The 18,929-nt window shown below is 65.9% G+C and carries 15 protein-coding genes and 3 tRNA genes; 14 read left to right on the top strand and 4 right to left on the bottom strand.

The genetic code is table 11. The annotated features are described in order from the left end of the window. Together ACE3QW_RS14875 and ACE3QW_RS14870 are read right to left on the bottom strand one after the other, a co-directional pair. Positions 1–141, bottom strand: a 141-nt coding sequence (locus ACE3QW_RS14875) for a GTP-binding protein (RefSeq protein WP_374252176.1), incomplete at its 3' end; no start/stop codon positions are given. A 172-nt stretch (positions 142–313) separates the two neighbouring features. After that, positions 314–1,084: a substrate-binding periplasmic protein gene (locus ACE3QW_RS14870; protein WP_374252174.1), complete on the bottom strand. Its 771-nt coding sequence runs from the start codon at positions 1,082–1,084 to the stop codon at positions 314–316. Positions 1,085–1,350: 266 nt separating this feature from the next. Here ACE3QW_RS14870 and ACE3QW_RS14865 point away from each other — a divergent pair, with 266 nt between their 5' ends. The 9 genes from ACE3QW_RS14865 to ACE3QW_RS14825 all read left to right on the top strand — a co-directional run bounded on the left by ACE3QW_RS14865 (position 1,351) and on the right by ACE3QW_RS14825 (position 11,511). Continuing rightward, positions 1,351–2,202 carry a helix-turn-helix transcriptional regulator gene (locus tag ACE3QW_RS14865; protein ID WP_374252173.1) on the top strand — a complete coding sequence of 284 codons (852 nt, stop codon included), beginning with the start codon at positions 1,351–1,353 and terminating at the stop codon, positions 2,200–2,202. A gap of 293 nt (positions 2,203–2,495) precedes the next feature. After that, positions 2,496–5,267 carry a xanthine dehydrogenase family protein molybdopterin-binding subunit gene (locus ACE3QW_RS14860; protein ID WP_374252171.1) on the top strand — a complete coding sequence of 924 codons (2,772 nt, stop codon included), beginning with the start codon at positions 2,496–2,498 and terminating at the stop codon, positions 5,265–5,267. Between the two features lie 13 nt (positions 5,268–5,280). Then, positions 5,281–5,796 (top strand): (2Fe-2S)-binding protein, encoded by a 516-nt coding sequence (locus tag ACE3QW_RS14855; RefSeq protein ID WP_374252169.1) that lies wholly within the window; start codon positions 5,281–5,283, stop codon positions 5,794–5,796. Between the two features lie 9 nt (positions 5,797–5,805). Then, positions 5,806–6,441 carry an Isoquinoline 1-oxidoreductase subunit gene (locus ACE3QW_RS14850; protein WP_374252167.1) on the top strand — a complete coding sequence of 212 codons (636 nt, stop codon included), beginning with the start codon at positions 5,806–5,808 and terminating at the stop codon, positions 6,439–6,441. A gap of 46 nt (positions 6,442–6,487) precedes the next feature. Then, positions 6,488–7,585, top strand: a complete 1,098-nt coding sequence (locus ACE3QW_RS14845) for a hypothetical protein (RefSeq protein ID WP_374252165.1) — start codon at positions 6,488–6,490, stop codon at positions 7,583–7,585. A gap of 56 nt (positions 7,586–7,641) precedes the next feature. Next, positions 7,642–8,628: a polysaccharide deacetylase gene (locus ACE3QW_RS14840; protein WP_374252163.1), complete on the top strand. Its 987-nt coding sequence runs from the start codon at positions 7,642–7,644 to the stop codon at positions 8,626–8,628. Between the two features lie 352 nt (positions 8,629–8,980). Continuing rightward, complete coding sequence (locus ACE3QW_RS14835) at positions 8,981–10,411, top strand: DUF1254 domain-containing protein (protein WP_029557778.1); 1,431 nt, start codon at positions 8,981–8,983, stop codon at positions 10,409–10,411. A gap of 147 nt (positions 10,412–10,558) precedes the next feature. Next, the gene (locus ACE3QW_RS14830; RefSeq protein ID WP_374252161.1) at positions 10,559–11,179 is read left to right on the top strand and encodes a hypothetical protein; all 621 of its coding nucleotides are present in this window, start codon (positions 10,559–10,561) and stop codon (positions 11,177–11,179) included. Between the two features lie 56 nt (positions 11,180–11,235). Next, positions 11,236–11,511 (top strand): hypothetical protein, encoded by a 276-nt coding sequence (locus ACE3QW_RS14825; RefSeq protein ID WP_374252159.1) that lies wholly within the window; start codon positions 11,236–11,238, stop codon positions 11,509–11,511. Between the two features lie 1,218 nt (positions 11,512–12,729). Here ACE3QW_RS14825 and ACE3QW_RS14820 read toward each other — a convergent pair. After that, positions 12,730–12,803, bottom strand: a tRNA-Gly gene (locus ACE3QW_RS14820). A 133-nt stretch (positions 12,804–12,936) separates the two neighbouring features. Further along, positions 12,937–13,021: transfer RNA gene (locus ACE3QW_RS14815), tRNA-Tyr, on the bottom strand. Positions 13,022–13,321: 300 nt separating this feature from the next. Here ACE3QW_RS14815 and rlmB point away from each other — a divergent pair. The 5 genes from rlmB to ACE3QW_RS14790 all read left to right on the top strand — a co-directional run bounded on the left by rlmB (position 13,322) and on the right by ACE3QW_RS14790 (position 18,492). Beyond that, entirely contained in the window at positions 13,322–14,179 is an 858-nt protein-coding gene (gene rlmB / locus ACE3QW_RS14810) for a 23S rRNA (guanosine(2251)-2'-O)-methyltransferase RlmB (protein WP_374252157.1), read from the top strand. A gap of 330 nt (positions 14,180–14,509) precedes the next feature. Continuing rightward, entirely contained in the window at positions 14,510–16,177 is a 1,668-nt protein-coding gene (locus ACE3QW_RS14805) for an MFS transporter (protein ID WP_029557775.1), read from the top strand. Positions 16,178–16,305: 128 nt separating this feature from the next. Continuing rightward, positions 16,306–16,380: transfer RNA gene (locus ACE3QW_RS14800), tRNA-Thr, on the top strand. Positions 16,381–16,647: 267 nt separating this feature from the next. Continuing rightward, a complete protein-coding gene (locus ACE3QW_RS14795) occupies positions 16,648–17,694 on the top strand; it encodes a tyrosine-type recombinase/integrase (protein ID WP_374252155.1) in 1,047 nt (348 codons plus the stop codon). A 99-nt stretch (positions 17,695–17,793) separates the two neighbouring features. After that, a complete protein-coding gene (locus ACE3QW_RS14790; protein WP_374252153.1) occupies positions 17,794–18,492 on the top strand; it encodes a hypothetical protein in 699 nt (232 codons plus the stop codon). Positions 18,493–18,929: the final 437 nt, after the last annotated feature.

Below are 18,929 nucleotides of genomic sequence, written 5' to 3'. Positions count from 1 at the left end.
GTACGCCGTGAACGTCGCGCCGCCAGACTCCGCAAGGATCTTCGTGATCGCTGCCGTCAGCGACGTCTTGCCGTGATCAACGTGACCGATCGTGCCGATGTTGCAGTGCGGCTTCGAGCGGTTGAACTTCTCTTTGGCCATTTCGTCTCTCTCACTCTCGGTCAGCGCCCCGCGCGGGCCGCCAAAAAATCCGCCGTGGGATAGGGGGTTTCAGAAGCGGATGCAAGAGGCGGGACAATCGCGCGCAAAACCGTCCGCCCCGCGCGCACGCGCGAAGGCCGGTCCGGCAAGGCCGCGACGCGGCCCCCTCCCCCTATCCGCCGTCCCCGGGACAAGCCTCAGAGCCACGGCCGGCGCCATAGGGTGTCGCGGCGATGAAGGCGTTCAGCGCGTCCGCAACGCCCGTCGATTTCGCACGGACGATGAAGGAGAACGGCTCGTTCCGCACGTTTCCGTCCGGTGTCATCATGCAATGCGGCCAGACCGGGACGAGGCCCATCTTCTGCGACAGGTACTGGACGGTGCCGAGCCCCGAGCCGAAGGCGAACGGGCCTTCTCCCTCCGCGGCGTCGCGGACCCGCCGGGCATTTTCCACATCGTCCGAGGTACCGATGATGGTCACGCCGGCGATCCGGGCCTGTGCAACGCGGCTGCGGGCGTCCACATCCGCCGTCGAGCCGGCGATGACCATGATGGTCCTGCCCTCAAGGTCGGCCGCACGCGCCAGCTTCCCGGCATCGGCCTTGCGCACGCCGAAGGCACGCAGCACGAAATAATAATGATCGGACCACACCCCCGCCGCGCCGGTCGCCTGCCGGCGCGTGGCGAGGTCGGCGATACCCGAGGCGGCGATGTCGCAGGCGTCGGCGCCGGGACGTGTCCACAGCCCGTCGAAATCCGCCACCTCCACCGGCTGAAACCGCAGCCCCTGCGACGCGGCGAAGGCCTTGAGATAGTCCACGTCCCACCCCTCCCAGAGGCCGGCATCAGACTTGCCGACGAAGGGCGGGAAGGTGGCGAACATGCAGACCGAGAGCGTGCCGGGCGCAAGCGTATCAACCGGCGCGGCAGCGAGCGGCGGCACGGTTGAAGCCGCCAGAATCATCCCGGCCGCGAAACCGACGGCCCCACGTCGAGCTACCCGCACGCACGTCTCCCCGAAGCTGTGCCGGGACCATAGTCGAGCCGGCCGAACGCGCAATATGGAGGTATCGACGAGCGCTAGGGAATCGCTCCCACGGCTGGCGCCTTGCCCCAGCGTCCGCGAACCGTCACAGTGCGACGGTCTTTGCTGACCTCAAGGAAATGCAGGGGCACCACAGCCAGCACGGGTGCGACATGAGCCCTGACATGTCCCCTCTTTCCAGCCCTCCTCTTGCCTGCTCTCCTCTTGACTGCGCGCCGGACGACCTCCTGTCCGCCTGCGACGTGCGCGACATCGTGAGGCTGCTGGGCGACGTTATCGTCTCGCGCGCGGACTTTTCTTGCGTGAAGCGGCAGCTCATCAATGGCATCTCGACGCTGGTCGGCGCCGATTCCTGGACCTGGAGCCTCGGCTGCCTGGCGGAGCCGGGCGAGCAGCCGGTTTATCTCGGCGTGGCCCATGGCGGTTTCGACGAGGCGCGCTATGGGCGCCTCCTGCTCGCCGCCGCCCATCCCGACATGGCCTGGACCTCGGCGAAGCTGCTGGGCGAGATGCGCGCGTGCAACGCCCACGTCACCCGGACACGGCAGCAGATCGTGGATGAAGCCACCTTCGTCGCCTCGGGAGTCGGCAGTCACCTCGCCGACGCGGATATCGGGCCCTTTATCTTCTCGCTCCGGCCCATCGACGAGCGCGCCGTGAGCACCATCTCGCTCTTCCGGCGCCGGGACGCGGCCCCGTTTTCCGACCGGGAAGCGCGCATCGCCCATATCCTGCTCAGCGAACTGCCCTGGCTGCACGAGCAGGGCTGGCCGAGCGACCGCGGCGCCAGCGTGCCCCGCCTCTCCCCCCGGCTGCGGCTGGTGCTGAACCTTCTGCTCGACGGGCGCACGCGCAAGGAAATCGCCGTCAACCTCAACCTCTCCGAATACACGGTCGCTCAATACCAGCGGGCGGTCTATCGCCACTTCGGCGTCCGCTCCCACGCCACCCTGCTGCGGCGGTTCCAGATGGGCGACGGTGGCGACCGCCGGTCGACCGTCCAGGAGGCGGGCTGATCACCGTAGTCCCGGCCCCCTCCCTCAAATGAGGGAATAGGAAGAGTTCCGGCGCGTTTGGTATGCAAGGTAAGCTGCAGCGTCGGCGGACAGCATCTGTGAAGCACGGACAGCTTCACGCGGCAGGATATGCCCCGCAGGGCGCATGCGCACTTGCACGTCCAGATTAAATTTAAACGCCTGATTTAAATTTTATCGCACCGCACGCCTCGAATTTCCGAAAATGACGCGACGTATCGGCATTTATAAATTACTGATACCCTGATTTTTACTTGGTCCGGGGAAGAAAAAACATGCGTCCCTCGCGGCGTGATTTCGTGACGTGGGTTGCTGCCAGCGGGATCATGCTTGCCATGAGCCGCGTCGGCGCGGCGCGGGCCGCCGGGTTCGACGCGAGCCAGACGCTCCCCGGCCCGGCCGCGTTCCGCCTCCCCGGCGCCACGGCCGGGCGCATCGATGCCTTGGCCAAGGTGACGGGCGCGAAGCTCTACGCATCGGATTTCCGCGCGGCGGACATGGAGGGATGGCCGGCAACGACCGCCCACGCCCTGCTCCTGCGCGCCGCCGACGCCACCCACATCTTTACCGGGCTCGATCTCTCCGCGCTGGACGCCGGCGCCCGTCCGACGCAGGTGGTGACGGCGCAGGATCTGGAGCGCGCCGGGGTCCGCGTGCCGCCCTTCTATGCCGGCGACCTGCTCTGCCCGGCGGGCAAGACGCCGCTCTATCTTGGCCAGCCGCTGGCGCTTCTGCTGTTCGAGACGTTCGATGCCTATGACCGGGCGCGGGGGATCCTGCGCGAGAAGGACCTCGCCCGGTTCGGCGCCGAGACCGGCCCCGTGGCGGAGCCGAACTACGCCGCCCTCCGCTTCACCCGCGTCGCCGGGGATGCGCCCGGCACCCCGGATGTCTATTCGCCGCTGATCGAGGGCTGGATCAGCCCCGGCGTCTTCGAGCCCGGCGGCCGGCCCGTCTGGCAGCCGCTGCCCACCTCGGAAGGTGGCCAGTACAAGAAGGGCGCCATCCACGGCGAGGCCATCCGCGCCTTCATCGCCGCCGGCGCGCCGGACATGCTGGTCCTCGACCACCGGTTCCGCACCCAGTCCGTGGACCCCATGTTCCTGGAACCGGAGGGCGGCCTCGCCTGGTACGACCCGCAGGCCAAGGCCCTGCGGATGGTGCTCGGCGTGCAATCGCCGCTCGAGGCGAGCGAGGAACTGGCCCAGCTTCTGGGAGCGGCTGCGGCGGGGTTCCGCCCCGAGCGGATCGAGAGCCATTTCGCCCATCTGGGCGGCGGCTTCGGCGGGCGCGACCATACCCCGTTCCCGTTCTACGTGGCTTTGGCCGCCATGTTCCTGCCGGGCCGCCCCATCCGCCTCGCCCACGACCGGTTTCAGCAGTTCCAGGGCGGCATCAAGCGCCATGCCTTCGACATGCACACGCAGGTGGCCTTCGAGCGCGCCACCGGACGGATGCGGGCCTTTGCGGCCGACCACGTCCTCGACGGTGGCGGCCTCGCCAATTACTCGGCCAGCGTCGCCGCAGTGTCCGCCACATCAGCCATCGGCATCTACGACATTCCGAAGGTGGACGTGACCACCCTCGCCGAACACACCCGCGGCGTCACGGCCGGGTCCATGCGCGGCTACGGCGTGCTCCAGACCACCACGGCCCTGGAGACGCTGGTGGACGAGGCAGCGCAGGCGCTGTCGATGGACCCGATCACCCTAAGGCGGCGCAACCTGCTGAAGGCCGGCGAGCTCACCATGACCGGCAATCCCTGGACCGTCTCGATCCGCACGCCGGAAATCCTCGACAAGCTGGAAGGCCATGCCCTGTGGCGGGGACGCGACGCGGCCCGCAAGGCCGCTCCGGCCGGGACGCTGGTCGGCACCGGCGTCGCCGTCTGCGCCAAGGACTACGGCACCGGTGCGGACTGCTCCCTCGGCCGGGTGGAGATCGATCCCCAGGGGCACATCCGCATCTTTTGCGACGCGGTCGAGATGGGCAACGGCATCGGCACGGCGGTGGCGAACCGCGTGGCGGGCTTGCTCGGACGGCGGGCGGATGCGGTCTCCGTCGCCCGCATCGATGCGTTCGATGAACTCGGGCTCGTGACCTCAGGCGACCCCTACACCCTAACCCAGGCAGAGCAGGACGAAGCCGCCCGCAATCCGCGCTGGGTACCGGCGATCAGCTCGGCCACCAGCGCCTCCATCGGCGCCCATGTGGGTACCCAGGCGGCGGCCGAGGCGGCGCGGCTCATTTTTCGCTTCGGTCTGTGGCCGGCGGCGCTCAGCCTGTGGGGCATCGCGCAGGACGATCCGCGCCGCTTCCTGTGGCAGGAGGCGTTCTGGTTCGACGGCGCGCTCATCCTCTCCGGCCTGCCGCCGCTGCAGCAGGAAAAGGTGGCCGCCCGCGCGCACGAGATGGGCGGCCTCACCGGCGCCATGGCCCACGCCTTCTCGCGCTGGGCATGGGCACAGGCGGCTTTTCCGCTGGACGGGTTCGAATGGGTCGTGGACCTCGATGCGCTGGCGGTGCGACGCGGCGGCGGCGCGTTCAAGGTGCTGGACCGCAGCTTCATCGCCTTCCCGCCGGCGAGCTACAACCGGATCGGCACCTCCTTCACATCGAGCTGCGGCACGCTGGTCAAGGTCGAGATCGAGAAGGCGAGCGGCGCCGTGCGGGTCTCGCAGGCCTACAGCGTGCTGGAATGCGGCGAGGTGCTAACCCCCGAGGTGGTGGTCGGCCAGGCGCAAGGCGGCTTCGCCATGGGCCTTGGCTACGCTTTGCTCGAAACCCTGCCGCCGTTCGAGGACGGGCCCGGCAATGGCCGCTGGAACCTCGGCGACTATGTGGTCGCCCGCGGCTCCGATCTGCCCCTCCACGCGCTGGAGGTGGAAGTCTTGCCACGCGTCGCCCCGAACGAACCGCCCAAGGGCATGGCCGAGGTGGTCATGATCCCGGTGGTGCCCGCCATTCTCAACGCCATCCACGATGCCACCGGCCATCGTTTCCGTGCCTTGCCCGTCACGCCGGACGATGTCCGGCGGGTGCTGTGAAGGGAGAAGCCGCTTGCCTCCGGTCTTACTCACCATCAACGGTCGCAGCCACGGTCCCATCGAGGTCCGCGAGGGCCTGAGCATGAACGACTTCCTGCGGGAAGTGCTGGGCATGACCGGCACCAAGTTCGGCTGCGGCGCCGCCCAGTGCCTCAGTTGCGCGGTCATCGTGGATCATGCGGACGGAACCAGTTCCACCACGCCCACCTGCATCGCGTCCGCCACCGATTTCAACACGCTCGCCATCCGCACCGTCGAAGGCCACGCGAAGAACGGCGAGCTGACGCCGCTGCAGAAGAGCTTCGTCGCCCATTTCGCCTTCCAGTGCGGCTATTGCACCCCCGGCTTCCTCAACGAGGGGCAGGTGTTGCTGGAGCGGCTGGAACGCTCGCCCATTCCCCGGGCCGATCTGGAGCGCACCATCGCCGAGGCCCTCGACGGCCATCTGTGCCGCTGCTCCGGCTACGTCAAATATCATCAGGCGGTGCGCGATGTCGTGCTCGCCGACCCCAAACGCTTCCTGACCTGAGGGGCTTCGATGCTGTTCGACAGGCGCCTCGCAATAACCCTGCCTGCGGCGGCCCTCGCCGGGCTGCTGGCGGCAGCCGGGATCGCGCTTTCGGCGCCCGCAGGTACGCTTTCGGCGCCCGCAGGTACTCTTGCGCCGCCGGACGCCTTCGCCGCCATCGCCGATACGGCACAGCGGTCGGCGGCCTATTTCAGCGAGCTGAGCAAGGCGCTCACCCACCCGCGCTGCACCAATTGCCACCCCGCCACGGATCGGCCCCGACAGGGGGATTCCGCACGTCTGCACCAGCCGCCGGTGACGCGCGGCGCGGACGGGTTCGGCACCGCGAGCCTCAGGTGCGGCACCTGCCATCACGGCGAGAATTACGCTCCGGCCGGTGTCCCCGGTCATCCCGAATGGCATCTCGCGCCCGCCGAGATGGCCTGGGAAGGCAAGAGCCCGGCCGAAATCTGCATCCAGATCAAGGACCAGAGCCGCAACGGCGGACGATCGCTGGCCGATCTCATCACCCATATCGGCGACGACACGCTGGTCGGCTGGGCCTGGCATCCGGGCGGCGCGCGGACGCCCGCGCCGGGCTCGCAACAGGAGGCGAAAGCCCTGGTCAAGGCGTGGGTCGAGAGCGGCGCCGCCTGCCCCAAATGATCTGCCCCCAGCGACCCGCGCAAAATGACATATGGAGGAGGAAACGATGAAATACCGTTCCGTCGGATTGGCCGTGGCGGCGGCGCTCGCCGCAACGCCGCTGCCCGGCGCCCTCGCGGCCGAGCCACCCGCCTATCTCAAGCCCATCTCCGGGCCGCCGCAGCCGCTTTCCGCGCAGGATCTCGCCACCCGCAACGTCCTCCAGCTCAACACCACCATGTTCGCGCTGTACGACAATGCCGGCACCGCGTTTCGCCGCAACATCCTCGCCAGCCATCCGGTCATCCTCGCGCTGTTCTCGGGCGCCGGTGGCCGCATGATCCTCTACCGGCCGGGCCAGCCGCCGCTGGAGGCGCCCTCGGTGCCCAAGGCCTATCAGGTGATGAAGTCGCTCGGCCACAGCGCCATGGCCATTTCCGAGGTCGTGCTGCCGTATCTTGACACGCCGGCCGACACCTCCTGGGTCGCGCCCATGCGGGCCTATCTGAGCGAGATGAAGAGCGCGCTGGAGACCATCGGCGCGGCGGAGATGCCCGATGCGTGGCGGGCGAATTCCCGCGCCATCCTGGAGAACAACATCGCCTTCATGGAGGACAGCCTCGCCAAGGGCGTCGTCACCCTCGATGCGGTGCAGGCCTATGCGAAGAAGCAGGCGCCGGTCCTGCGCAACGCCATCGCCTGGGCGGCCCAGACGCAGGTCAAGCACTGGATGGGCGTGCTGGACGGCTGGAAGAAGGACCTCGGCGGCAGCTTCGATCAGGCCTTCGGCGCCAGCAACACCATCTATGTGGCCCGCCAGAACAACGTGCTGTTCAGCGTGCTCGCCCAGTATTTCGGTGAGAAGGCCATCAACGACCGCCTGTTCCTGATCGAGACCGTCTCCTTCACCACCACGCCGGAGGACATGCTCACCGCCGTGGTGCGCATCATCTCCGACCGCTCGGTGGGCGGCCTGTTCTTCAACAACGATCGGCTGATGGACTACGAGCTGATGGGCGGCGATGCCCGCAAGGCCATCATCGCGGAGATGAAGGCGCGCGGACAGGAGCCGTTCCTGCCGCCGCAGGTGCCGTTCGGCTCGAAGCAGTGGCCGGCGCTGATCTCCGGCGGATCGGGCGCCGCCTCCCTCGACGATCTCCATTGAACGACGCCCCGGGCGCGGCACATCCGTGCCCGGGACCATGCACAGGCAGGTGGGACATGCGCGCACCGATCTTCGCCCTTCTCCTCGCCGCCGTCGCGGCGCTCACCCCCGGGGGCGCTCCGGCGGCAGAGGGCGCTGGCACCGACTGGATCACCGGCCTGCCGCGGCAGGACATTCCCGTCGCCGCATGGCCGGGCGGCAAGAAGGTCGCCGTGCTGTTCATCCTTTACGTGGAGACGTGGGGCCACGGACAGGGGCCGAACTTCCGCCCCGACATGACCGGCCGCACGCCCGATCTGGTGGACGAGGGGTTCCGGCAATACGCCATCAATTTCGGCTTGCCCCGCACCGGCCGGCTGTTCAAGGAGATGGGCATTCCCCTCAGCCTCGCGCTGAATGCCCAGTTCCCCAAGGCGCAGCCGCAGGTCTGGGCGACGCTGCGGGCGCTCGTTCCGTCCGCGCCGATCATCGCCCACGGGCTGAACAATTCCACCGACCTCCTGCCCCTGTCGGAGGGACCGGCGGCGCAGCGGGCCTATATCCGCAAGACGCTGGACATGATCGAGGCAGACACCGGCGTGCGCTCCACCGGCTGGTCGAGCCCGAGCGTCTATCCCGATGCACAGACGTTCGAGGCCACCGCCGCCGAAGGCATCCGCTACACCCTCGACGGGATGGATTCCGACGTGCTGGCACGCCTCGACACCAAGCCGGCGCCGCTGGTGCTGGTGCCCTACCCGCCGAGCGTGGTGGACATGGGCCAGTATCTCTCCCGCTTCAAGGAAGCCGACGACCTCGCCCGCCTCTGGATCGACTACGTGCGCGAGCTGGCCCGCGAGGCGAAAGCCGATCCGGCGCGGCCGGCGACGGTGGTCGCCATCGGCATCCACCCCTTCGTCGTCGGCACGCCGGCGGGTGCGGCCGCCCTGCGGCGGGTGCTGGAGGCGCTGAAGGCCGAGGATCAGGTCTGGCTGGGCGACACGGAGGCGGTGATGCAGGCCGCCGGCCCGTCTTTGGCGAGTCCCGCTCCCGGCAAGAAGTGATGAAGCGTCCTCGAATACCGCTCATACCGAGATCTGGAGGGTGCGCCGGAGCTTGACGAGAAGTTGAAGCCAATTTTCGGCGGGGAAAAATGCGCAGCCCTCCCTTGACCCGCGAAGATCGACGAAATCGGCGCAGGCGTTGAATAAATCCTGTTTTAAGAAATGGCTTCCGAACGGACTGAGATTACTAACCTACCACCCGACGTATCGGCAGGTATCAACATATTTCCCCGCCCCCTGTGCGATGGCGCGCAAAGCAAAACGCGGCGCTTGGGCTTGAGATAACGTCCCGCCGCGCCGCAGGGCGGCTAGATGCAACGCAAGTTGCTCTTTATCGATTGGGGGATACGCAATGAAAGTTTCCAGGCGCACAGTTACGGCCGGTCTCGGCCTTCTGGGTGCAAGCTCAGCGCTTGGCTCTGCGCAGGCGGAAGGCTTCATCGGCGAAATGGTGACGGACGCGGAAGATCTGCGCGCCGCGTCGGATGCCTATATCTACGGCTACCCGCTCGTGACCATGGAGTTCACGCGCCGGGTGATGACCAATGTGGCCGCCCCCGAGGGCAGCCATGCGCCCATGGGGCAATTCGCGCGCCTGCGCACCTATCCCGATGCGAGCTTCCGCGACGTGACCGCGCCCAACGCGGACACGCTCTACACGATGACGTGGCTCGACGTGGCCAAGGAGCCGTGGATCGTCAGCATCCCCGACATGAAGGGGCGCTATTACCTCTTCCCCATGCTGGACGGCTGGACCAACGTGTTCCAGGTTCCCGGCACCCGCACCACGGGCACCGGCGCGCAGACCTATGCCATCACCGGCCCCGGCTGGAAGGGCACGCTCCCGGCGGGCGTCGTCCAGTACAAGTCGCCGACCGCGCTCGTCTGGCTGCTCGGCCGCATCTACTGCACCGGCACGCCGGAGGATTACGCCGCCGTCCATGCGCTGCAGGATGCCTGCAAGGTCTATCCCCTCAGCGCCTATGGCAAGGACTACACCCCGCCCGCCGGCAAGGTGGACCCGTCCGTCGACATGAAGACGGCGGTGCGCGAGCAGGTGAACGCCCTGAGCGGCGTCGAGTACTTCAAGCTTCTGGCGGAGCTGATGAAGACCAACCCGCCCGTTCCCGCCGACGCGCCCATCCTGCCGAAGCTCGCCGAGATCGGCATCGTGCCCGGCAAGGATTTCGACGCCAAGGCCGCCAATCCCGAAGTGCTCGACCGGGTGAAGAAGATCAGCGTCGACCGTGTCATGCTGCACATGGTCACCAGCGGAGACTTCAAGAACGTCAACGGCTGGCGCTACAGCACCAAGACCGGCCTCTACGGCACCGACTACATGCAGCGCGCGCTGATCACCGCCGTCGGGCTCGGTGCCAACCGCCCCGAGGACGCGATCTATCCCATCTCGCTGAAGTCCGGCAGCGGCGTCTTCGCGCGCAAGTACAACGGCGCGAACAAGTATGTGATGCACTTCCCCAAGGGGCAGCTGCCTCCGGTGAAGGGCTTCTGGTCCCTCACCATGTATGACGACAAGTATTTCTTCGTCGCCAATCCCATCAACCGCTACTCGATCAGCGCCCGGCAGAACCTGAAGGCCAACGCCGACGGCTCGATCGACCTCTACGTCCAGCACGACTCGCCGGGAGCGGACAAGGAGTCGAACTGGCTGCCGGCACCGGCGGGCGAGTTCATCCTCATGCTGCGCATGTACTGGCCGAACCCCAAGAAGCCTTCGATCCTCGACGGCACCTGGACGATCCCTGAAGTCAAGGCGTCCTGACACCTGGGCGCTGGCTCCAGCGCCCCTCGCAAAGAAACGATCCGCCCTCCGGACGCAGGCGACCTCACCGGCCGCCTGCGTACAGGGCGTTCATTGACTGTTCCCGAACTCCCGGCCTGGTGCCGGGTCCACCACAAGGAAAATGACATGACCTTTCGCACGCTGAAGCTGGCCATCGCTGCCGGCAGCCTCGCCGCCGCCAGCCTCGCCGCCGCCCTGCCGGCCGCGGCCCAGGCACCCGCCGTGCCGAAGCCCGAGGCGGTCGAGGTCGTGACCCTGCCGGGCGTCGGCAGCGCCACCGTCCTCACCTACAAGGTCCGCTTCGTCTCTGCCGATCCGGCGACCCGCCGTGTCGTGCTGGAGACCCCGGCCGGCAAGCGCTGGGCCGTCATCGCCCCGCCGCTGGTCGGCGACCTCACCGCCTTCCGCAACGGCCAGAGCCTGCTGATCCGCAAGCTGCCCGGCGCGGTCACCGCCATTGCCAAGCCCGCCAAGAACGAGCCCGCGGAAGTCCTGAACGAAGTCGTGGTGAACGACGGCCTGCCCGGCCTGCCCGAGGGCTTCGGCCTGCGCGAGGTGACGATCGTCGCCCCCGTCGTCGGCACCGATCCCGCCGCTGGCACCGTGAGCTTCCCCGGCCCGGATGGCTACCTGCGCACCCTGAAGGCCGCCAACGGCAAGGTTCTCAGCGACCTTCAGACGCTGCAGCAGGGCGTCAACGCGAAGTTCACCTACGTGGAAGGCCTCGCCATCAACGCGGTGCAGTGAACGGTCGCCTGACGACCGTTTGAAGGATTGGAACCTCGACCTCGGTGGGGTGTGCGATGTCGGCTCCGGGCCGCCGTGCAGCGAGCGAGGTTCCAGGCCGTCAGGGGCTCCGAACGCCCCTGACGGCCGCTTTCGTTCCGGGGGGCGAAACCAAGGCGGCGACGCTCGACACCACGGCCGACTGCTTCATGATCCAGCCCGCTGCTGATATCTTTGCCGCCATCGGCCCGACGCCGAACGCTGCGGTTAATCCTCGCATCCTGATTCGATCCGGCGAGGCCGTGATGATCCCGTGCGCCACGGGCGACAAGGTGGCTTGGGTGCTGGCCTAATACTTCGATTGGACTGACCGATCATGAAGGCGACACCGGGTGAGGTGCCGCCTTTTTCAGCTTAAATTTGTTCACTTTTTGTTCTCATTCTCGCCTATGATCGAGAGTCCGAACATTCACACCCTGATTATGTTGAATGTCCCGCTGTGCGCCGCGTGCGAGGACTGCGGCCATCGCACGCTCATTTCCGGCCACCAGCTCGCCAGCCGGCGCTTTCTCCGAGGCAACATGACCGCCATTAGCTCCCTGCGCCTACGCTGCGGCGAATGCGGGAGCCGGCGTGTTCAGAAGGTGATTCCCTGCGACATGGCAGAGGCCGGACGCTTCGCGGCTGGGGAATAGCCGTTCCCCAAACGTTCCCCGATCTGTGGATGACGGGCATGGCGCTAATGAGCCTCGCCGGTCATGCGGCAAAAATAATTTAATCCGCCGTAGATCTCGAATCCGGGGAAACCTAGGCGCCGCAAGGCTTGTTAAGCATTTGATGGGGTTTTGGCCACCACGATATATAGTAGGGTCCACCATCCAGCGCCCCCAAATGGGGGCAAATGGGCGTTTGACGTAAAGGGCAGACTCTCATTTTAATGGGCGTGCGAGGTGATCGTTGTTCCTGATCAACTACTTCCGGCGTCGCTACCCCGACACGAACTTCGGCGTCAGTCCGGAGACCTCGGGTTCCCCGAGGTGAAGTTGCGAAGGACCTTACGATGATTTCGAAGTGCAACTTTCCAAAGCCTGTCCGCGTTCGCCGCTATCGCCGCGTCCGCTTCGACAAGGAGGAAATCGTGTGCGAACACTGTCGCGGACTGCCCCGTCGCTGACGGCAAGCAGTCCGCTGTAGTGAAGGCAGAGCTAGGATCGAGATTGGCGTCCTGACCTAACCTTGCCCACCTTCAGGGCGCCGACGAAAGTTGGCGCCCTTTTTCTTTCACTCATACGAACCTTCAGAATGTGCCCCGCCAACTTTACAAGGTTGGAATCCGACACGTCGAAGGGTTGGACGAAATATGCGCGCGGCGTACCTGCCGCACAAGCCGCCTGTTGCGATAATCGCAACTGACGCCTTCAAGTGTCATTTTGATGAGACACCGTCCCCAGATATTCACACGGCGAAGAGATGTAAATTCCCCGAATTCGTCCCCGAACGCTTCCCCGAAAGAAAACGAACCCACGACCCAAGTCTTTGATTTTTAATGATTTTCAGGAGAAAATTGAAGCTGGAGCGGGTGAAGGGAATCGAACCCTCGTATTCAGCTTGGAAGGCTGCTGCTCTACCATTGAGCTACACCCGCATGCCGGCTGGCTTAGCATGCCGGTTCAAAGGGCGGAAGAGGTGGCGGGCGACCGGACAGGCCGGTTCCCTCCTGCTTCCGCGGGCCGGCGGACACCGGCCCCGCGCTCGCGAGAGCGCATTGCGACGACGGGTGGTGGAGGGGGTTGGATTTGAACCAACGTAGGCAGAGCCAACGGATTTACAGTCCGTCCCCTTTAACCACTCGGGCACCCCTCCATAACGACGCCCGTCATCGCGGACCTTCATGCCAAAGCAGGAAGGCTTCGAGCCGGACTGGTGATGCAGGAAAGCGCCAGCGGCCGAAGGTGACGCAGAGCGTGAACTCAAATCGCCATCCGAGGCCGGGTTTATGTGAAAACACCGTGCCGAAGTCAACCGGAAATCGCCCGCCCATGCGCCTCGATCCCCGCCCCTGTGGACGGCCGGGCCGGCCGTGCCGCCGCAACCGGCACCGAAACGCCTGTCCGGGCCGCGCCGCCCCTTGCGCGCGGCGGCGGTGTCTGACAAAGCCACGTCATGTCTGATCGTCCGCCCCGCGAACCGCGCCGCCCCGGCGCCCGCCCGCCCTTCGCCGGCCGTGGCGGCCCGCGCCCATCCGGCGCGCCGTTTCCCCCGCGCAAAGGCAAGGGCGGCGGCAAGCCGCCGCCGTGGGCCGGCGCGGGCGATGTCGCGCTGCTCTATGGCTGGCACACGGTCGCCGAGGCCATCGGCAATCCCAAGCGGCGGTTCCGCAAGCTGATGGCGACGGAAAACGCGATCAACCGCCTCGCCGAGGAGGGACTTGTCCCGCCGGTTACGCCCGAGCTGGTGCGCCCCGGCGACATCGACAAGCTGCTGGGGCCGGATGCGGTGCATCAGGGCCTCCTGGCGGAGGTCGACCACCTGCGGTCGCCCCCGCTCAAGGATCTCGCGCAGAGCGAGCTTGTCCTCGTGCTCGACCAGATCACTGACCCACACAATGTCGGCGCCATCGTGCGCTCGGCGGCGGCGTTCGGGGTGAGCGCCATCGTCACCACCGCCCGTCACAGCCCGGCGGCTACGGGCGTGCTCGCAAAGAGCGCTTCGGGCGGACTGGAGCATGTGCCCTTCTGCCTCGTGCAGAATCTGTCGCGGGCGCTGACCGAGCTGAAGGACAACGGCATGCTGGTGGTCGGCCTCGACAGCGAGGGGCCGGCGGACATCGAGGACACCCGGTTGCGCGCGCCCCTCGCCCTGGTGCTGGGCGCCGAGGGCAAGGGCCTGCGCCAACTCACCCGCGAGACGTGCGACGTACTGGCCCGCATCGATCTGCCCGGCGCCATCAAGAGCCTCAACGTCTCCAATGCCGCCGCCTTGGCCCTCGGCATCGCCCGCCGCGCGCTGAAGAAGGGCTGAAGCGGGGCAGGCCCGCCAGAAGGCAGGCCACCATGCTGCGGCGCATGCATTTTTCGCCCTGCACCTAAGACCAATGACCAATCGTAAGGCTGCCACACCTTCGCCATGATACCGCTCGACGCGCCGTGCGCGTCCAGCCCTGCGGGATATCCGTGCGCCAACAATGACGCGGAACCCAGAGGGTCTACCGGAGGAACGCCCTGAGATCCGTCGCACTCCCGCGTGCGCACGGCGCTGTGGGCTTGCGCCGAAAAGACCCTCTCTCGCAGGACCTGTTGGGTCCGACATCCGCCGGCGGCGGAACCCGAAGCGATGGGAGGGATAGGTTCCATGAGCGTGACCACAGCGGGGGCGGCAGCCAAGCCTCGCCCCATGAGCCGGGAGGAGAAGAAGGTCATCTTCGCCTCGTCCCTGGGCACCGTCTTCGAGTGGTATGATTTCTATCTATATGGCTCGCTGGCAGCCATCATCGGCGCGCAGTTCTTCTCCGCCTATCCGCCGGCCACGCGCGACATCTTCGCCCTGCTGGCCTTCGCCGCCGGCTTCCTGGTGCGCCCCTTCGGCGCCATCGTGTTCGGGCGCATCGGCGATCTCGTCGGCCGCAAATACACCTTCCTCGTCACCATCCTCATCATGGGCCTGTCGACCTTCATCGTCGGCATCCTGCCCAATGCCGCCTCCATCGGCATCGCCGCCCCGATCATCCTGATCGGCCTACGCCTGCTGCAGGGCCTCGCCCTCGGCGGTGAGTATGGCGGCGCCGCGACCTACGTGGCGGAGCACGCCCCGCACGGCCGCCGCGGCTTCTACACCTCGTGGATCCAGACCACGGCGACCCTCGGCCTGTTCCTGTCGCTGATCGTGATCCTGTTCACCCGCACCATCGTGGGCGAGCAGAATTTCGCGGCCTGGGGCTGGCGCGTGCCGTTCCTCGTCTCCATCGCGCTGCTCGGCGTCTCGGTCTGGATTCGTCTCCAGCTCTCCGAATCACCGACCTTCCAGAAGATGAAGGAGGAGGGCACCACCTCGAAGGCACCGCTCTCGGAGGCCTTCGGCAAGTGGGGCAACCTCAAGGTGGTCCTGATCGCGCTGTTCGGCCTCGTCGCCGGCCAGGGCGTGGTCTGGTACACGGGCCAGTTCTATGCCCTGTTCTTCCTGCAATCGATCCTCAAGGTCGATGGCTACACCTCCAACCTGCTCATCGCGTGGTCGCTGGTGTTCGGCACGATGTTCTTCGTGTTCTTCGGCTGGCTGTCCGACAAGATCGGCCGCAAGCCGATCATCCTCGCCGGCTGCCTGATCGCCGCGGCGAGCTATTTCCCGCTGTTCAACATGATCACCACCTACGCCAACCCGGCGCTGGAGAAGGCGATCCAGAACATCCGGGTCACGGTTGTGTCCGATCCGGCGAACTGCGGAAGCCTGTTCAACCCGGTGGGCACCCGCATCTACACCCAGCCCTGCGACCTCGCCCGCGACTTCCTTGCGAAGTCCTCGGTGAAGTACTCGACCGAGGCCGGCCCCGCCGGTTCCCCGGTGCAGCTGAAGGTCAACGACACGGTCGTGCCCTACAGCCCCGACTTCAACAAGACGGCCCTCGCGGCGCTCCAGACGGCGGGCTACCCGTCGGCGGCGACCAACAAGGACGTCGTGAAGATGGCGCATCCGTTCGACATCTTCCGCCCGCAGGTGGCGGCGGTGATCGGGCTGCTGTTCATCCTCGTGCTGTTCGTGACCATGGTGTACGGCCCGATCGCGGCAGCTCTGGTCGAGCTGTTCCCGGCCCGCATCCGCTACACCTCCATGTCGCTGCCCTACCATATCGGCAACGGCTGGTTCGGCGGCCTGCTGCCGGCCACCGCCTTCGCCATGGTGGCCGCCACCGGCGACATCTACTACGGCCTCTGGTACCCGATCGTGATCGCGCTGATGACCTTCGTCATCGGTCTTCTGTTCGTGCCCGAGACCAAGGATCGCAACATCGATCACTGGCACTGAGGTTGCGCGCGGCCCCACCGCGCGTCTCCCCGCAATCGAACGGCCCCGCCCAAGGCGGGGCCGTTTTCATTTCCCCCAGCCCCCCGGCTTGTTCAGCCCTTGGCGCGCTGGTAGAGCATGGGGCCGGAGCCGGGTTAGCACAGCGGTAGTGCAGCGGTTTTGTAAACCGAAGGTCGGGGGTTCGATCCCCTCACCCGGCACCATTTCCCGGTCGACCCACGTCGATTGACGCCGATAACTCAAACAAAATCAACGGACTGAAAGCCCCGCTCGTCGGAGGCCGCCTTTGGGCACCTGCTGGCATCGTCAGGTGCCGACAAATCCGGATGCCAACAATCTGGCGCGTTCCGATGGCGTCGTTTGTTCCGCCAAGCCCCAACCGTGCCCCGTAAAACCGTCTGGCGGAGGCGGCTTCCACCGGCTCGCGACGCCCGCCGGCGGCCGCCTTTGGCGCTTGGCGGATCGATTCGATGGCAAACAAAAGCAGCTCGCGCTCGGCGCTCGCCGACGCCCGAAAAGCACGGGACGCGGCAAAGTCGGCTTTGGCGGCAGGCGTCGATCCAGCCGCGAAGGCAAAGGCGGAGAAAGCTGCGCGGCAGACGGCGGCAGCGAACACGTTCAATCTCATCGCCGACGAGCTTCTGGAAAAGCTGGCTCAGGAAAATCGGTCCGCCAGAACGCTGGACAAGGTCGCCTGGCTGTTGGGGTTCGCTAGGGAGGAACTTGGACATCGCCCAATCTCGGAGATCACCGCGGCGGAGGTGCTCTCGGTGTTGAAAAAGATGGAGGCACGGGGCCGACATGAAAGTGCCGGTCGACTCCGATCAACCATTGGACGCGTCTTCCGATATGCGGCTGCGACAGCTCGGACGGATCGAGATCCAACCCTCGCCTTGAAGGGGTCTCTCGTCACCCCGACGGTCGTGCATCGTCCGGCAGTGACCGACCCGAAAGCCTTTGGAGCACTGCTTCGGGCCATTGCGGGCTTCGACGGGCAACCCACGACAAGAGCTGCGCTGGAGCTCATGCCAATCCTCTTTCCGAGGCCTGGCGAGCTCAGGATGGCGGAATGGAGTGAGTTCGACCTCGAAAAGGCCGAATGGACCATTCCGGCGGCGCGCATGAAGATGCGACGTCCGCACCGGAGCCCCCTGCCCCGACAGGCAGTATCGATCCTAAACCGGCTGCACCAGATCACAGGACGGGGAAGGCTGGCCTTCCCTTCGATCCGCACCGTGCTCCGCCCAATCAGCGAAAACACGATGAACGCCGCCCTACGACGGCTGGGTTATGCGAACGACGAAGTCACCCCTCACGGCTTTAGGGCCACCGCGTCCACGTTGCTGAACGAGAGCGGCCTGTGGCACGCGGACGCCATCGAGCGCCAGCTTGCGCATCTCGACGGCAACGCTGTTCGAAAAGCCTATGCGCGCGGCGAGCACTGGGAGGAGCGCGTCCGGATGATGCAGTGGTGGGCAGACCGGCTCGATCAGTTAGCGCATGAGAAGGCGGGCTGAGGGATGCCGCGTGGAAAGCCGTTGAAGCCGCGCTCGTCCTGGGAGCGGCGCCGCCTCGTCGGGGCCGTGGACAGCGAGCCCGCCTTGGCGGGATCTGCTATGCGCAATGATGAAGAGAGGACAAGCGTTGGTGCTGGTCGCGACGACGATTGGTTCGCACCGTTCGACGGGCTTCCGGTCGAGGCTATCCCAGCCTACGCAATCGACCATCTTTTGCGTCCGGATTCATTTTTTGAGCGATTTCCTTGGCCCTACGATATTCTGCAGATGAAGGATATTGTATCGTCTATTCCTCTTCATAATCGGGCTAATGTTGCTCAAGATGTTGTGTATCGAGCGAGATTATTTATATCGGCGCAAAGGGCGCGCCGAATGCTACCCAAAAAGGCGTCCCCTCAGAACGAGATTGAACAGCTTCGAGACGCTACTCGCCGGCTGAATACAGCGATCTCCGGATTGTCGCTTAAGGCGAGGCAATATCTCATAGAGAAATGTGGGCCCGGTGGATTTGATGTGGGCGACCTTGGAGCCGCCCTTCATCGATTCCAGATTGATAATCGGGCTGCGCTCGAATCTCCGCCGGAGTCAAAAGATATGCGCGGCCGCCCGGAAAGCTCTGCCGCGAACGTTCGATCCTACTTCGCCGGCATCTTCGTGGCAGCTCATGACGGCGTCAAACCGGCTCGCGGTCAGCCAAAGTTTGTTGAGCTATGCTGTGCGCCGTTGGGGTTGGCTATCCTGACGCCCGAGGGGATCGAGAAATCCACATCGCGCAATGCCCGGCGAAAAGGTACTTGATCGCGCCCCTTTGTTTCGGGCGACGCAGGACTTCTGCCGGCTCAGTCTCTCTCTATCGACGAACACAGATGTTCGTCTGCATGGAGCGAGCGATGCGAGAGAGTACCCCCCTCCAGCCTCAGCGCCTCGGTTACGGCCCGGATGAATTGGCACGGTTGCTCGGAGTTTGCCGGGACAATGTGTTCAAGGAGATCGCAGCGGGTCGATTGAAGGCCCGCAAGTTCGGCCGGCGCACTATCATCGAGCATACTGCAGCGGTGGAGTGGCTTTCGAGCCTACCTGTCCGTGAAGCTTCGGCGGTGACGTGCCCCCCTGAAACTCCTCCAGAAATAACTAGAGTCCGCCCCAGGAAAGGGACGGACGAATGAAACGATCAAGGTTCACGGAAGAACAGATTATCGGGATCCTGCGCGAGCAGGAGGCGGGCGTGCCGGTGG

Origin of the sequence: Xanthobacter sp., assembly GCF_041911315.1 — a bacterium.
In the GTDB taxonomy this organism is placed as follows: Bacteria; Pseudomonadota; Alphaproteobacteria; order Rhizobiales; family Xanthobacteraceae; genus Xanthobacter; species Xanthobacter aminoxidans.
The sequence above is the reverse complement of the archived record's forward strand: the minus strand, read 5'-3'. Positions and strand labels throughout refer to the sequence as shown.

Coding starts and splice junctions, on each gene's coding strand:
- ACE3QW_RS14865 (WP_374252173.1), top strand. CDS start 1,351: ATGTCCCCTCTTTCCAGCCCTCCTCTTGCCTGCTCTCCTCTTGACTGC.
- ACE3QW_RS14860 (WP_374252171.1), top strand. CDS start 2,496: ATGCGTCCCTCGCGGCGTGATTTCGTGACGTGGGTTGCTGCCAGCGGG.
- ACE3QW_RS14850 (WP_374252167.1), top strand. CDS start 5,806: ATGCTGTTCGACAGGCGCCTCGCAATAACCCTGCCTGCGGCGGCCCTC.
- ACE3QW_RS14845 (WP_374252165.1), top strand. CDS start 6,488: ATGAAATACCGTTCCGTCGGATTGGCCGTGGCGGCGGCGCTCGCCGCA.
- ACE3QW_RS14840 (WP_374252163.1), top strand. CDS start 7,642: ATGCGCGCACCGATCTTCGCCCTTCTCCTCGCCGCCGTCGCGGCGCTC.
- ACE3QW_RS14835 (WP_029557778.1), top strand. CDS start 8,981: ATGAAAGTTTCCAGGCGCACAGTTACGGCCGGTCTCGGCCTTCTGGGT.
- ACE3QW_RS14830 (WP_374252161.1), top strand. CDS start 10,559: ATGACCTTTCGCACGCTGAAGCTGGCCATCGCTGCCGGCAGCCTCGCC.
- ACE3QW_RS14825 (WP_374252159.1), top strand. CDS start 11,236: ATGTCGGCTCCGGGCCGCCGTGCAGCGAGCGAGGTTCCAGGCCGTCAG.
- rlmB (WP_374252157.1), top strand. CDS start 13,322: ATGTCTGATCGTCCGCCCCGCGAACCGCGCCGCCCCGGCGCCCGCCCG.
- ACE3QW_RS14805 (WP_029557775.1), top strand. CDS start 14,510: ATGAGCGTGACCACAGCGGGGGCGGCAGCCAAGCCTCGCCCCATGAGC.
- ACE3QW_RS14795 (WP_374252155.1), top strand. CDS start 16,648: ATGGCAAACAAAAGCAGCTCGCGCTCGGCGCTCGCCGACGCCCGAAAA.
- ACE3QW_RS14790 (WP_374252153.1), top strand. CDS start 17,794: ATGCGCAATGATGAAGAGAGGACAAGCGTTGGTGCTGGTCGCGACGAC.